Genomic DNA, 12,507 nt, shown 5'->3' on the forward strand with positions numbered 1-12,507 from the left:
TTGGCTTGTGGCGCGTTGCCCTTCCTGCGCTCGCCGATGGGGCCACCTGTCGCAAGCCGACGCAACGGGTGAACCTTGATGGACCCGCCCAGGCAGCCGCGGACAGGAGGAGGCGCAAAGGCCGAGTTCGGCGATGATGGCGGGCTGGGTGGTTCGCGGTCGCCTCAGGACGGCGCGCCGCGTTGTGCGTGGAGTTGCTCGGCGAACTCGGCGACCCGGCGCTCACGGGGGAAGTCCTCCTTCAGCCGCCCGCAGAGTTCGGTCGCCCGCGGCAGCAGGTCACCTGACCGGCGCGCCGGCTCCAGCGCGGCCTGTCCATGACGGACGGCGCCCTCCAGGTCACGGCGCCGCCCGGCGACGAGTCCGAGGTCGAGGTTGGCCATGGCGTACCGCATCGGCCAGCGCACTGAGTCGCCCCGCCGGACGCACTGCGCGACGACCTCGGTGGCATGTTCCTCGGCGGCGTCGTCCCGGCCGAGCATCGTGTAGATCGTTGAGCAGTAGAACTCGTACTTGTCGTGATCGAACACGAAGTGATGCTCAGGATTGTCAGGACGCGGCAGCCGATCCAAGATCGCCCGGCCGTGCCGCAATGCGTCCACGGCGCGTTGGTCACCCATGCGCGCATAGCCGCGCCCGGCCTGCAAGGTGAGCTGGACGGCCGCGTTCGTCGTGCCCGCGTGCCGTAGCCCCGCCTCGCTGTAGGCGACCACCTCATCGAAGTTGCGTTCGACGAGTGCGAACCAGGCGGCCACCTCCCATGACCATGCGATCACCTCGCCGTGCCCGGCCTGCTCGCCGAGGCGTCGGGCGGTGCGGCGGGCGAGTTCGGCGCCGAGCTTGTCGGCGCCGTCGAACAGCGTGCAGGCCAGCAGGACCGACAGCCAGCCCGCCCGCACCAGCAACTCGCGGTGTTCGGTCAGGGAGACTCGGCGGTCGAGAAGGCGTAGCACGTGCGCGAGATAGGCCTGACCGCGCACGCTCAGCAACTCGGGAGCGACGGTGGGATAGTCGCGGCACAGGCGGTCGATCACACTGTCCAGCAGGTCGAGGGTGCCGTGCGGGAGGTCGGAGGCACCGGCCCGCGCCGCCAACTCGAACAGTTGGGCATCAGGCTCGGCGGGCACCGTCGCGTCGCCGGACGTCCGCCGCGACTTCACCGGTTGCCTGAGTGCCGCGAGAGCCCCATCGGCACCCAGCATCTCGTCCAGGCGTTCGGCGAGCGCCTCCGAGGGTGACCGCAGGCCACGGGAGACCTTCGACAGGTGCCCTACGTCGCAGGGGACGGCCGGAGCAAGTTTGCGCAGCGAAAGCCCGCGCTCGGCCATCAGTTTGAGCAACTCCGCACCGAAGGTCATCGCCCACCCGTTTCGTCCGGGGACCGCCGCCGACGTTGCGCGCAGCACACTGGCAACCACGCAACGTCTTCCAAGGTAACGCCGGATGCGGTCGGGTGGAGGGCGGAAGGTGTCAAAGGACACGCGAGCGGTCCCGGCCGGCGAGCGAACGCCGGTGTTTTCGGGACCTCACCGGAGGAAGGTCCGGCTATGAGCACAGTCCCCAGCTCCCCGCTCGCCGAGGACGGCATCGACAAGCGGTTGGCTGCGCTGCGGGATGAGTTTCCGGGGTGGACTATCGAGGGCGGGGACATGCCGTTCGCGCCCTTTCGGGCGGTGCGGGAGGGGGCGCTTGGGTCGATGGTGCTCGGGGCGGGATCCTGCGGCGGGTTACGGATGCTGCTGGACGAGGTGGACGCGGTCGATTGCGGGCGGGCGGTCCTCGCCCTGCGGGACGCGCTCCACGTCCGTGGGGTGACCGCCAAGGCTCAGGGCCTGACCTTGGCCGCCAAGACGCGCGCCGGAATCCTGCGCACCGTCCACGCCAGGCGCGGCGTCTTCTCCTGGGCGTCCGGCACGGAACTCGGCCCCATCGGCGACATAACCGGCGCCGCCGACCGGATGATGCCGGTCCTCGGGCTGGGGGCCACCGCCAGAGAGTCGGAGACCGCACACGCCCGGCTCGGCGTCCTGCAAGAGTGCCTCAAGGCCCGCAAACTCGAAACCGAACTGACGGTGGCAAGCCTGCACGTCACCGCGCCCGACTCGGGCCTCACCGAAGACATCGTGTGTCGGACGCGCCCGTCCGACGCCGGGCGACTGTGGTTCTGGACGAGCGAAGGCACCCCCATAGCCGAGGCCGACCACCTCACCGACACCGCCCTGCACATCACCGCCAAGCTGAGGGCCACGCCATGACCGGGACGTCGTTCACCGCCGCTTCCCTGTGAAAGGTATAGGGCCACGCCTAGCCTGGAGTTGTCGAGACTCAGGAAGGTGCAGGCTCATGAGCGACCGTGGCATCGATCCCTTCGACCCTGACCTGTCCGTTGGGCAGCGCATCCAGTTCCATCGGCGGCGCCGGGGCATGTCGCGGGAGGTCCTGGGCGGGCTGATCGGCCGGAACGCCCGCTGGGTGAAGGCCGTCGAGCGCGGTGAGATCGGCCAGCCGAAGTTGCCCACGCTACTGAGCATCGCCGAAGCCCTGAAGCTCCGCGACATCGCGACGCTCACCGGTGGCGAGCCTGTCCCCATGAGCATGTTCCGCGGCCCCGGCCACCCCGCGCTAGCGGCCGTGCGGGACGCCGTCAACGCCGTGGCCGTGTCGATGACCGGGCCGCCTCCTCCGCTGGCGCACCTACAGGCCCGGCTCGACGCCGCATGGCGGGCCCGGCACGCCGCCCCCGACCACCGGACCGTGCTCGGCGCGCTGCTACCGGACCTGATCCGCGACGCCAAGCACGCCGCCCGCGCCTACGAGGGTGGTGAGCGGCGCCGGGCGCTGGCCCTCCTCGCCGGCGTCTACAACCTCGCCCAGTTCTTCGTCGCCTACCAGCCGGGCGCCGACCTCCTCTGGCGGATCGTCGAGCGGTCCGTCATGGCGGCCGAGGAGTCGGAGGACCCGCACACGTTCGGCTGCGCGGTCTGGCTCGCCGCGCAGGCCCACCGAGACGCGGGTGACTTCGACGCCGCCGAGGCCGTCAACCGTGAGGGCCTGGACCTGATCCGCCCGCGGGTGGACGGCGCGGGCGACGCGGACGACGACCTGCGCGCCATCTGGGGTGCGCTGCATCATGAGGTCGCCTACACGGCGGCACGTGCCGGCCAGTCCGGGACGGCGTGGCGGTGGTGGGACCGCGCCGACCGCATCGCCCGATCCCTGCCCGCCGGGCACTACGACCCGATGACGTCGTTCTCGCGGGTCATCATGGGCGCCCACGCCGTCACGATCGCGGTCGAGCTCCGGCAGGGCGGCGAAGCCCGCAGGCAGGCGCGGCGGGCTGAGGGCGCGGCCATCCCGTCACAGCCTCGCCGGGGCCGCCACCTGATCGAAGTGGCGCGCGCATGGCGGCTCGCCGACGACCCGGCCACCGTGCTCGGCACCCTGGACATGGCGTACATGGCGGCGCCCGAGACGATCCGTTACAACGGATACGCCCGGCGCATGACAGTGGAGCTGGCCAAGGAGGGCCCGGCGGAGCTTCGCCAGGATGCCCGAGACCTGGCCGACCGGATCGGCGTGCTCGTCTGACACAGGGGACAGGAATCCTGTCCGCGCGGGGCCGCCGTTCGGTCGATGCTGCGGCGCATGACACAGACACAAGGACAGAGCGAGCCATCTGCTGCGGCGCCGCTCGAATACATCGGTGAGCGGCTGGCGGATCTGCGGGCCGAGTTCCCGGGATGGGTGATTGAGGGCGGCGATATGCCGTTCGCGTCCTTTCGGGCGGTGCGGGAGGGGGCGCTTGGGTCGATGGTGCTCGGGGCGGGGTCCTGCGGCGGGTTACGGATGCTGCTGGACGAGGTGGACGCGGTCGATTGCGGGCGGGCGGTCCTCGCCCTGCGGGACGCGCTCCACGTCCGTGGGGTGACCGCCAAGGCTCAGGGCCTGACCTTGGCCGCCAAGACGCGCGCCGGAATCCTGCGCACCGTCCACGCCAGGCGCGGCGTCTTCTCCTGGGCGTCCGGCACGGAACTCGGCCCCATCGGCGACATAACCGGCGCCGCCGACCGGATGATGCCGGTGCTCGGGCTGGGGGCCGGGCGATGAGCGGCAGCGAGGCCGACTGCGGCGAGGAGCTCGCCGCGTTGCGCGCCGACTTCCCCGACTGGGCGTTCCAGCACCTCCCCAGCACAGACCTTCCGTGGGAAGCCCAGCGCAACCCGTACCGGTTCCCACCGTCCGGCGGATACGCGTGGCTGAGAGCCGCCGAGGTCGACCGGCTTCGCGGGCTGCTGGCCACCGCCAGAGAGTCGGAGACCGCGCACGCCCGGCTCGGCGTCCTGCAAGAGTGCCTCAAGGCCCGCAAGCTCGAGACCGAACTGACGATCGCGGGCCTGCGCGTCACAGCGCCCGGCTCAGACCTCACCGAGGACATCGTGTGTCGGACGCGCCCGTCCGACGCCGGGCGGCTGTGGTTCTGGACGAGTGAAGGCACCCCCATAGCCGAGGCCGACCACCTCACCGATGCGGCTCTCCTCATCACCGCCAAGCTGCTGGCCATCCCGTGATGACAGGGCGCGTCGCCTCTCCTCTCACCGGAAAGTGACAAAGAACTAACTGCATGTGCACGGAGTCGGTGGTGCGGCCGTCTCACAGACGCCTCATCAGTGGCACAGTCACCAAGGACGGGAATCCGTATGCATCCTTCGCCTCCGCCACCGCCTCACCGCACGGGCGTGCCAGGACCGATCGTCGCGGTCATCGCCGTGTCGTGCCTCGGGGTCGGCATGTTGGGCGGCTGCGCAGCGGGGATCGGGATCAGCGGCTCCGGCGAACCCGCCGCGGCCAGGCAGGAGAGCACGACACCCGCGGCGGCGGAAACGCCTACGACGCGTGCGGCGGCCCCCAGCACTCCGAAGGCGAGCCACGCTCCCCCGGGCGTTCCCAGCGCCGCGTCTCCGTCGAAGTCTCCGGCGAAGGTCCGCGTCCCGAACGTAGTCGGGCACAACCACCAGACCGCGCAGAACGAGATGCAGGCCGCCGGGTTCTTCATGCTGGCGGAAGAGGACGCGACGGGGCAGGGCCGGATGCTGCTGTGGGATCGCAACTGGGTCGTCGTCCGGCAGAGCCCGAGAGCCGGGACGAAAGCGAGCCCAGAGTCGACGGTCACCCTGTACTCGAAGAAGATCGGCGAATAGCCCGCCCGGGCGCCGGAGCAGAGGGGCGACGAACCCGGTCTTCTTGTCCGGTGGGGCGGCCGTTCAGGCCTCCTGGGGCCCGGGGTCAGGCGTCCGGGGTCAGGCGTGCCCGTCTCGTCCGCAGGAAGGCGTGTTCGGTGTCGTTGGCGGCCAGAGTGATCGCCTCGTCGTAGGCGGTGACGGCCTCGGCGGTTCGGCCGAGGCGGGCGAGCAGCTCCGCGCGGGTGGCGGGCAGCAGGTGGTAGCCCGGCAGGTCCAGCTCCTCGACGATGGCGAGCGCCGCCGCCGGTCCGTGCACCTCGGCGACGGCGACCGCGCGGTTGAGCGCCACGATCGGGGTCGGGGAGTGCGCCAGCAGCTGGTCGTAGAGCGCCAGGACCTGCGTCCAGTCGGTCTCCGGCCCGTCGGTGTGGACGGCGTTGATCGCGGCCTGCAACTGGTAGGGCCCGGGCTGCCCGCGGCGCAGGCAGCGCCGCACCAGATCGTGCCCCTCCGCGATCAGTTCCCGGTTCCACAGCGACCGGTCCTGCTCGGCGAGCACGACCAGCTCGCCCGACGGCCCCACCCGCGCCGGCCGCCGGGCCTCGGTGAGCAGGAGCAGCGCCAGGAGCCCGAGCACCTCCGGCTCGTCGGGCATCAGCCCGGCCAGCGCCCGGGCCAGCCGGACGGCCTCCAGGCACAGGTCCGTCCGCACCAGCTCCCCCGACGTCGAGGCGTACCCCTCGTTGAAGATCAGGTAGAGCACGGTGAGGACCGAGGCCAGCCGGTCGGGGAGCTCGGCGGCGCGAGGCACCCGGTAGGGGATTCCCGCGTCGCGGATCTTCTTCTTCGCGCGGACGATCCGCTGGGCGAGCGTCGCCTCCGGCACCAGGTAGGCCCGCGCGATCTCCGCCACCTCCAGCCCGCCGAGCAGCCGCAGGGTGAGCGCGGCCCGCGCGGGCGGCGACAGCGCGGGATGGCAGCAGGTGAAGATCATGCGGAGCTGGTCGTCGCGCACCGGTCCCACCTCCTGCGGTTCGCCGGGTTGGTGCAGCAGCAGCGCCTGCGCGTGGCGGGCCTCGCGGGTGGACTCCCGGCGCAGGCGGTCGATCGCCCGGTTGCGGGCGGTGGTCACGATCCACGCCCCGGGATTGGGCGGCATCTCGTCCCATTTCTGGACGGCCACCGCGAAGGCGTCCTGCACGGCCTCCTCGGCGAGCCCGATGTCGCCGAGGAGGCGCGTCAGCGTGGCCACGCACCGGCCGTACTCCGCCTGGTAGACGCCCTCCAGATCCGGGCGCCGTCCGGTACCGTCCGCGCTCATCTCCACTGCGCGTCTTCGAACGGGCGCACCTCGATCGGCGACCCGCAGGCCAGCGCGCACTTCTCGCCCCAGGCCAGCGCCTGGTCGAGGTCCTCGCACTCGACCACCCAGAAGCCGCCGAGCTGCTCCTTGGTCTCGGCGAACGGGCCGTCGGTCATCGTGGCCGTGCCGTCCCCCGGGCGGACGACCGTGGTGGCGTGCGAGGGCAGCAGGCCGCCGGTGAACACCCAGGCCCCGGCCGACTTCATCTCCTCGGTGACCTTGGCCGTCCGGGCGTGCTGCTCCGCCAGGTCCTCCTCGGACGGCCACGGCGTGCTCTCGTCGAACTGGACGGCGAGCAGGTACTTCTTCACGGCGTGCTCCTCTGCGGGTCAGGCGGGCAGGCGGCGGGCGACCGCCGGGATCACGATCGCGGCCGCGACCAGGTGCGTCAGCATCAGCAGCAACTTGGTGGACACGGGGGCGTCCACCAGCACGTCCGGCACCAGCGACATCACCGTGAGCACGATGGTGGTGCGGACGAACGCCGTGCGCGGGCGGCGGGCCCAGCGCCGGAGCACCAGGGCGAGCACCAGGCCCACGCAGGAGAAGACGGCGGTCAGCAGGGCGAACCCGGCCACCGGGATCGGCTCGCCGGCGATGTCGAGACCGACTCCGGCGGCCTCGCCCGCCACGGCGACACCCGAGGTCGCGGCGGCGGCGACGGCCGCGGCGGTCAGGCCCCCGACGATCAGCGACTTGGCGGACGCGTCACTCGTGGTGGTGGCGCTCGTGGTAGTGGCGCTCGTGGTAGTGGCGCTGGCGGTGGTGACGGACATCGTGGCCCTCCGGTGAGCGACGGCCGGCCCGTTGCCGGCCTCTCACCTTGGCTACGAACGGGCTCGACACCATTCGACACCACCGCGGAGAAAATCCGAAGACCCGCTCCAGGCCACCGCGCCGCGTGGCGACAGGGCCCTGAACTGGGCGTCCTCGGGAACTCACGGTCGGAACGCGTCCGGAGCGGGCGGCCGAGGCTGCGGGCCGCCCGCGCCGGACGGGCTACGAGAAGTACTCGATGAAGGGGGTCTTCTTGTCCGGCGTGGAGGCCGTGCCGGTGCTGATGATGCCCGTGGTGCCGGGGCGGGCGTCCACGTCGGACGCCTGGACGGTGCCGGTCCGGGAGGGGCCGTTGAGCGTCGTCCACGCCGTGCCGTTGTAGTGCATGTACTGGGTCTTGGTCCCGGTGGTGATCGGGAGCATGACGACTCCGGACGCGCCGTCGGACGAAAGGCCGATGCCCGCGGCGTTCAGCGGCGTGTTGACCGTCGTCCACGTCGTGCCGTTGTAGCGCTGGATCGCGTTGGTGATCTGGGCGTTCTGCCGGACGCGCAGGACGTACACGTTCGTCGCCGAGTTGGCGACGATGCGGTGCAGGGTGCCCTGGTAGCCGGGGACGCCCAGGGAGCCGGGAACGTCGATCTTCTTCCAGGACGTGCCGTCGAAGTGCATCACCAGGCCGGTGACGGAGGTCCCGGTGGCGGAGGTCGTGCCCGCGAGCCACACGTCGTTCTTGGCCCGGACGTCCACGGCGGTGATGGACGAGGAGGCGGGAAGCGGCACCTTGGGGTCGACCCACGCGGTGCCCGTCCAGCGCAGGATGGCGCTCGGGCCGCCTGCCGCGGCGTCGACGCCCGCGACGGAGTAGGCGGTGCCGTCAGCGGCGGCGGAGACGGCGGTCGGGAAGCCCACCATCGGGTAGGCGACCTGGCTCCACTTGGTGCCGTTCCAGTAGAGGCCGAGCGTGCCGCTCAGGTTGTAGCCGATGACCCATGCCTTGCTGGCGCTGGAGACGGCGACGTCGGTCGGGGTGAAGCCGACCGGGCTCTTGTCGGCGACCCAGGCCGAGCCGTTCCACTTGACGAGCCTGGCCTCGGGGCCGAAGAAGGAACCGGCGGCGCCGACGGCCCATCCGGCGTTCTTCGCGCCGAAGTCGACCTTGTCGAGGCTGCCGTTGTAGGCGAGCGCCGTACTGCCGATGTTCTTCCAGCCGGCGGCCTGGGCGGGGCCGGCCACCGCGACCGTCCCGGCGGCGCAGGCGAGGGCGGCGATCGTCGCCGCCACCGCGTTCCGTCTCATCTGTCGCAAGGTCCACAGCTCCCAAGATCACAGCAAGCGTGCACAGCAGAGTACGGCATTACTTACTCCTGGGTAAGTGGAACCTCTCGGGCGACCGGATCAGGACGCTACAGAAACCACAAAACGCCCGGAACTGGGCAGTTCCGGGCGCTCTGCGTGCCGACGCGATGCCGGAGCGCTACTCAGATCCGGAGGGCTATTCGCCCTTCCAGTTCGGCTTGCGCTTCTCGGCGAAGGCCGCCGGGCCCTCCTGCGCGTCCTTGGACATGAAGACCGGCAGCGTGATGTCCTGCTGCTTCTTCCACGCCTCCTCGGACGTCCAGTCCGCGGACTCGACGATGACCTTCTTGGTCGCCGCGAGCGCCAGCGGGGCGTTCTCGGCGACCTTCAGGGCCAGCTCCTTGGCCGCGGCGAGCGCGCCGCCCGGCTCGGCCAGCCGGTTGACGAACCCGAGCTCGGCCATCCGCTCCGCCGGGTACTTGTCGCCGGTGAGGGCGATCTCCATGGCGATGTGGAACGGGATGCGCTGCGGCAGGCGCAGCAGCCCGCCGCCCGCGGCGACCAGCCCGCGCTTCGGCTCGGGCAGCCCGAACTGGGCGTCCCGGGCCGCGACGATCATGTCGCAGGACAGCGCCACCTCGCAGCCGCCCGCCAGGGCGTAGCCCTCGACGGCGGCGATCAGCGGCTTGGCCGCCGGACGCTGGGTGATGCCGGCGAACCCGCGGCCCTCGACGGTCGGGTTGTCGCCCGTCAGGAAGCCCTTGAGGTCCATGCCCGCGCAGAACGTCCCGCCCGCGCCGGTGAGGATGCCGATGGACAGGTCCTTGCGGGAGTCGAGCTCGTCGACGGCCGCCGCGATCCCCTTCGCCACCTCGCCGTTGACCGCGTTGCGGGCCTCCGGGCGGTTGATGGTGATGACGAGGACCGCTCCGTCTTCTTCAGTCAGGACAGCGTCGGTCATTCAGTGCCTCACTTCGGCTGGAAGCGGATGCCGCCGTCGAAACGGATCGTCTCGCCGTTCATGTAGTCGTTCTCGATCAGGGACTTGACGAGGTGGGCGAACTCCGACGCCTTGCCCATCCGCTTCGGGAACGGGACGGGGGCGGCGAGCTTGGCCTTGAACGCGTCCGCGGCCTCGCCCTCGCCGTAGATGGGGGTGTCGATGATGCCGGGGCAGATGGTGTTGACCCGGACGCCGATCGCGGCGAGGTCGCGCGCGGCGGGCAGCGTCATGCCGATGATGCCGCCCTTGGACGCCGAGTAGGCGATCTGCCCGGTCTGGCCCTCGATGCCGGCGATGGACGCGGTGTTGATCACCACGCCGCGCAGGCCGTCGGCGTCGGCGGGCTCGGTCTTGGAGATGGCCGCGGCGCCGAGGCGCATGAGGTTGAAGGTGCCGATCAGGTTGACCCGGATGACGGTCTCGTAGGACGCCAGGTCGTGCGGGCTGCCGTCGCGGTTCACCGTCCGCGAGGCCCAGCCGATGCCCGCGCTGTTGACGATGACGCGCAGCGGGGCGCCGGTGTCGACGGCGGCCTGCACCGCCGCCTGCGCCTGCTCCTCGCTGGAGACGTCCGTCTTGACGAAGACGCCGCCGACCTCGTCGGCGAGCGCCTTGCCCTTGTCCTCGTTCAGGTCGGCGATGACCACCTTGGTGCCTTCGGCGGCCAGCGCGCGGACGGTGGCCTCACCGAGGCCGCTCGCGCCACCGGATACGACGGCGGAAACTCCGTTCAGGTCCATAAGCGACACCTTACGTGAGGGACCGAATGTGGTTCGGGGTGATGCTATCCAGACGGCTTCGCGCGCTCTGCTCACACCCCTGCGGATTGCGGAGCGGCGATGTTACTTGGGAGTCACAATAGAGAACGTTTGCCCTCGCGGCACAGGGGCACGCGGCAGCCATGAGTGAACGCCCTGCACAGAGCCAGTCCTACCCCGGACGCACCGGGGACATGACCCCCGAACCGCGCGACGAGATGCGCGACTACACCGGCGGCGGCCTGCTGGAGGGGCGCCGCGCGCTGATCACCGGCGGCGACTCCGGCATCGGCCGCGCGACCGCCGTCGCGTTCGCCAAGGAGGGCGCGGACGTCGCGATCACCTACCTGGAGGAGGACGACGACGCCCGGCACACCGCGGGCCTCGTCGAGGCCGCCGGGCGGCGCTGCTTCACGTTCGGCGGCGACCTGGCCGAGGAGCGCCACGCGCGCGAGATCGTGACGCACACCGTCCGCGACCTCGGCGGGCTGGACGTCCTCGTCCTGCACCACGGCACCCAGACGCCCGTGAAGGACGTCCGCGAGATCGACGACGCGCAGCTGCGGCGGACGTTCGAAGTGAACGTGTTCTCGCTGTTCTGGACCGTCCAGGAGGCCCTCGACCACATGGGCCCCGGGTCGAACATCATCATCACCGGGTCCATCAACGGGTTGCGCGGCAACAAGACGCTCATCGACTACTCCGCCAGCAAGGCGGCCGCGATGGCGCTGACCACGTGCCTCGCGCAGAACCTCATGGACCGCGAGATCCGGGTCAACTGCGTCGCCCCCGGACCGGTGTGGACGCCGCTCATCCCCGCCACGTTCGACGAGGAGAAGGTCGAGGACTTCGGGAAGCAGGCCCCGATGGGACGCGCCGCCGACCCCGACGAGATCGCCCCGTCCTACGTGTTCTTCGCCTCCAACCGGCAGTCGTCCTACTACACCGGCCAGACGCTGGTGCCCGCCGGCGGGGAGATCCACCCCGGCTGACGGCTCGGCCCCGCCCCGCCCCGCCCCGCCCCGCGACGACGGCTCCCGAACATCCCTCCCAGACAACTGCATCGATGGAACTGCGCTGATGGAACGGCACGTGGAACTGCTACGCAGCGACCTGAGCGAGCCCGGCTACGGGCGGCGGAAGTGCGGCAAGGGGTTCGTGTACCTCGGCCTGGACGGCCGCCCCCTCCCCGACCCCGCGGAGAAGACACGGATCAAGGCGCTCGTCATCCCTCCCGCGTGGAAGGACGTCTGGATCTGTCCCGACCCGAACGGCCACATCCAGGCCGTCGGGACGGACGCGGCGGGGCGCCGCCAGTACCTCTACCACGACGCCTGGCGGGAGCAGCGCGACCGGGAGAAGCACGAGCACGTCCTGGAGCTGGCCGAGCGGCTGCCCGAGGTCCGCCGCCGGCTGACCGAGCACCTGGCCGGACGGGGCTTCACCCGCGAGCGGGTGCTCGCGGCGGCCGTCCGCCTCATCGACCTCGGGTTCTTCCGGATCGGCGGGGAGGCGTACGCGGCCGAGAACGGCACCTTCGGGCTCGCGACCGTCCTGCGCGAGCATGTGAGCTGCGGGCGCGGCCGGGTCGCTTTCGACTACCCCGCCAAGGGGTCGAAGGAGCGCTACCAGGCGGTCGCGGAGGAGAACGTCCGCAAGGTGGTGACCGGGCTCAAGCGGCGCGGTGACGACTCCCCCGAGCTGCTCGCCTACCGGACGCCTGCCGGCTGGCACGACGTCACCGCGTCCGACATCAACGAGTTCATCCGCGAGGTCACCAAAGGCGACTTCACCGCTAAGGACTTCCGCACGTGGCACGCCACCGTCCTCGCGGCCGTGGGGCTCGCGGTGTCGGTGCGCGCCGGGGAGAGCGAGACCGCACGCAACCGCGCCGTCGTCCGCGTCGTGAAGGAGGTCGCCTCCTACCTCGGCAACACACCGGCCGTGGCGCGGGCGTCCTACATCGACCCGCGCATCATCGAGCTGTACGAGGAGGGCACGACGATCGCGCGCGCCCTCGGACGGCTCGGCGTGGACGTCGCCGAGGGCGAGCTGGCGACGCAGGGGCCGGCGGAGCAGGCCGTCCTCGGCCTGCTCCGCGCGGCGTCCTGAGGCTCGTCAGGCGCC

Annotated in this window: 14 protein-coding genes; 7 read left to right on the forward strand and 7 right to left on the reverse strand. The window is 71.3% G+C overall.

Features of this window, described 5'->3' with window-relative positions; genetic code table 11:
- Positions 1-164: 164 nt before the first annotated feature.
- Positions 165-1,358: a helix-turn-helix transcriptional regulator gene (locus tag FKD65_RS18665; RefSeq protein WP_141578711.1), complete on the reverse strand. Its 1,194-nt coding sequence runs from the start codon at positions 1,356-1,358 to the stop codon at positions 165-167.
- A 189-nt stretch (positions 1,359-1,547) separates the two neighbouring features.
- Between FKD65_RS18665 and FKD65_RS18670 the strand changes: the two genes are divergently transcribed.
- The 5 genes from FKD65_RS18670 (at position 1,548) to FKD65_RS18690 (ending at position 5,198) form a co-directional block, all read left to right on the forward strand.
- On the forward strand, positions 1,548-2,255 hold the full coding sequence (locus FKD65_RS18670; protein WP_141578712.1) for a hypothetical protein: 708 nt from the start codon (positions 1,548-1,550) through the stop codon (positions 2,253-2,255).
- Between the two features lie 88 nt (positions 2,256-2,343).
- Positions 2,344-3,588 carry a helix-turn-helix domain-containing protein gene (locus FKD65_RS18675; RefSeq protein ID WP_141578713.1) on the forward strand — a complete coding sequence of 415 codons (1,245 nt, stop codon included), beginning with the start codon at positions 2,344-2,346 and terminating at the stop codon, positions 3,586-3,588.
- A gap of 57 nt (positions 3,589-3,645) precedes the next feature.
- On the forward strand, positions 3,646-4,107 hold the full coding sequence (locus FKD65_RS18680; RefSeq protein ID WP_141578714.1) for a hypothetical protein: 462 nt from the start codon (positions 3,646-3,648) through the stop codon (positions 4,105-4,107).
- Positions 4,104-4,568, forward strand: a complete 465-nt coding sequence (locus FKD65_RS18685; protein ID WP_141578715.1) for a hypothetical protein — start codon at positions 4,104-4,106, stop codon at positions 4,566-4,568. The genes FKD65_RS18680 and FKD65_RS18685 overlap by 4 nt, the downstream gene beginning before the upstream one ends.
- A gap of 168 nt (positions 4,569-4,736) precedes the next feature.
- Positions 4,737-5,198 carry a hypothetical protein gene (locus FKD65_RS18690; RefSeq protein ID WP_141578716.1) on the forward strand — a complete coding sequence of 154 codons (462 nt, stop codon included), beginning with the start codon at positions 4,737-4,739 and terminating at the stop codon, positions 5,196-5,198.
- Between the two features lie 85 nt (positions 5,199-5,283).
- Here the strand turns inward: FKD65_RS18690 and FKD65_RS18695 are convergent, their stop codons facing one another.
- From FKD65_RS18695 to FKD65_RS18720, 6 genes are all read right to left on the reverse strand, one after another.
- Positions 5,284-6,501: an RNA polymerase sigma factor gene (locus FKD65_RS18695; protein ID WP_141578717.1), complete on the reverse strand. Its 1,218-nt coding sequence runs from the start codon at positions 6,499-6,501 to the stop codon at positions 5,284-5,286.
- The gene (locus FKD65_RS18700; protein ID WP_141578718.1) at positions 6,498-6,854 is read right to left on the reverse strand and encodes a YciI family protein; all 357 of its coding nucleotides are present in this window, start codon (positions 6,852-6,854) and stop codon (positions 6,498-6,500) included. Before FKD65_RS18700 ends, FKD65_RS18695 begins: the two co-directional genes overlap by 4 nt.
- A gap of 18 nt (positions 6,855-6,872) precedes the next feature.
- Positions 6,873-7,319 carry a DUF6069 family protein gene (locus tag FKD65_RS18705; protein WP_141578719.1) on the reverse strand — a complete coding sequence of 149 codons (447 nt, stop codon included), beginning with the start codon at positions 7,317-7,319 and terminating at the stop codon, positions 6,873-6,875.
- Positions 7,320-7,542: 223 nt separating this feature from the next.
- On the reverse strand, positions 7,543-8,619 hold the full coding sequence (locus FKD65_RS18710) for a hypothetical protein (protein ID WP_141578720.1): 1,077 nt from the start codon (positions 8,617-8,619) through the stop codon (positions 7,543-7,545).
- Positions 8,620-8,815: 196 nt separating this feature from the next.
- Complete coding sequence (locus tag FKD65_RS18715; protein ID WP_141578721.1) at positions 8,816-9,580, reverse strand: crotonase/enoyl-CoA hydratase family protein; 765 nt, start codon at positions 9,578-9,580, stop codon at positions 8,816-8,818.
- Between the two features lie 8 nt (positions 9,581-9,588).
- Positions 9,589-10,362, reverse strand: a complete 774-nt coding sequence (locus FKD65_RS18720) for an SDR family NAD(P)-dependent oxidoreductase (RefSeq protein ID WP_141578722.1) — start codon at positions 10,360-10,362, stop codon at positions 9,589-9,591.
- A 161-nt stretch (positions 10,363-10,523) separates the two neighbouring features.
- Between FKD65_RS18720 and FKD65_RS18725 the strand changes: the two genes are divergently transcribed.
- Positions 10,524-11,372 carry an SDR family oxidoreductase gene (locus FKD65_RS18725; RefSeq protein WP_141578723.1) on the forward strand — a complete coding sequence of 283 codons (849 nt, stop codon included), beginning with the start codon at positions 10,524-10,526 and terminating at the stop codon, positions 11,370-11,372.
- Positions 11,373-11,460: 88 nt separating this feature from the next.
- On the forward strand, positions 11,461-12,492 hold the full coding sequence (locus FKD65_RS18730; protein WP_141578724.1) for a DNA topoisomerase IB: 1,032 nt from the start codon (positions 11,461-11,463) through the stop codon (positions 12,490-12,492).
- The last annotated feature ends 15 nt before the right edge of the window (positions 12,493-12,507 follow it).

Source organism: Actinomadura sp. WMMA1423, assembly GCF_006547145.1.
GTDB lineage: Bacteria > Actinomycetota > Actinomycetes > Streptosporangiales > Streptosporangiaceae > Spirillospora.

Bases quoted from the DNA above. Each gene is read 5' to 3' on its own strand.
- FKD65_RS18715 (WP_141578721.1), bottom strand. From the start codon at position 9,580: ATGACCGACGCTGTCCTGACTGAAGAAGACGGAGCGGTCCTCGTCATC.
- FKD65_RS18675 (WP_141578713.1), top strand. From the start codon at position 2,344: ATGAGCGACCGTGGCATCGATCCCTTCGACCCTGACCTGTCCGTTGGG.
- FKD65_RS18665 (WP_141578711.1), bottom strand. From the start codon at position 1,358: ATGACCTTCGGTGCGGAGTTGCTCAAACTGATGGCCGAGCGCGGGCTT.
- FKD65_RS18730 (WP_141578724.1), top strand. From the start codon at position 11,461: ATGGAACGGCACGTGGAACTGCTACGCAGCGACCTGAGCGAGCCCGGC.
- FKD65_RS18695 (WP_141578717.1), bottom strand. From the start codon at position 6,501: ATGAGCGCGGACGGTACCGGACGGCGCCCGGATCTGGAGGGCGTCTAC.
- FKD65_RS18670 (WP_141578712.1), top strand. From the start codon at position 1,548: ATGAGCACAGTCCCCAGCTCCCCGCTCGCCGAGGACGGCATCGACAAG.
- FKD65_RS18720 (WP_141578722.1), bottom strand. From the start codon at position 10,362: ATGGACCTGAACGGAGTTTCCGCCGTCGTATCCGGTGGCGCGAGCGGC.
- FKD65_RS18725 (WP_141578723.1), top strand. From the start codon at position 10,524: ATGAGTGAACGCCCTGCACAGAGCCAGTCCTACCCCGGACGCACCGGG.
- FKD65_RS18685 (WP_141578715.1), top strand. From the start codon at position 4,104: ATGAGCGGCAGCGAGGCCGACTGCGGCGAGGAGCTCGCCGCGTTGCGC.
- FKD65_RS18710 (WP_141578720.1), bottom strand. From the start codon at position 8,619: ATGAGACGGAACGCGGTGGCGGCGACGATCGCCGCCCTCGCCTGCGCC.
- FKD65_RS18680 (WP_141578714.1), top strand. From the start codon at position 3,646: ATGACACAGACACAAGGACAGAGCGAGCCATCTGCTGCGGCGCCGCTC.
- FKD65_RS18705 (WP_141578719.1), bottom strand. From the start codon at position 7,319: ATGTCCGTCACCACCGCCAGCGCCACTACCACGAGCGCCACTACCACG.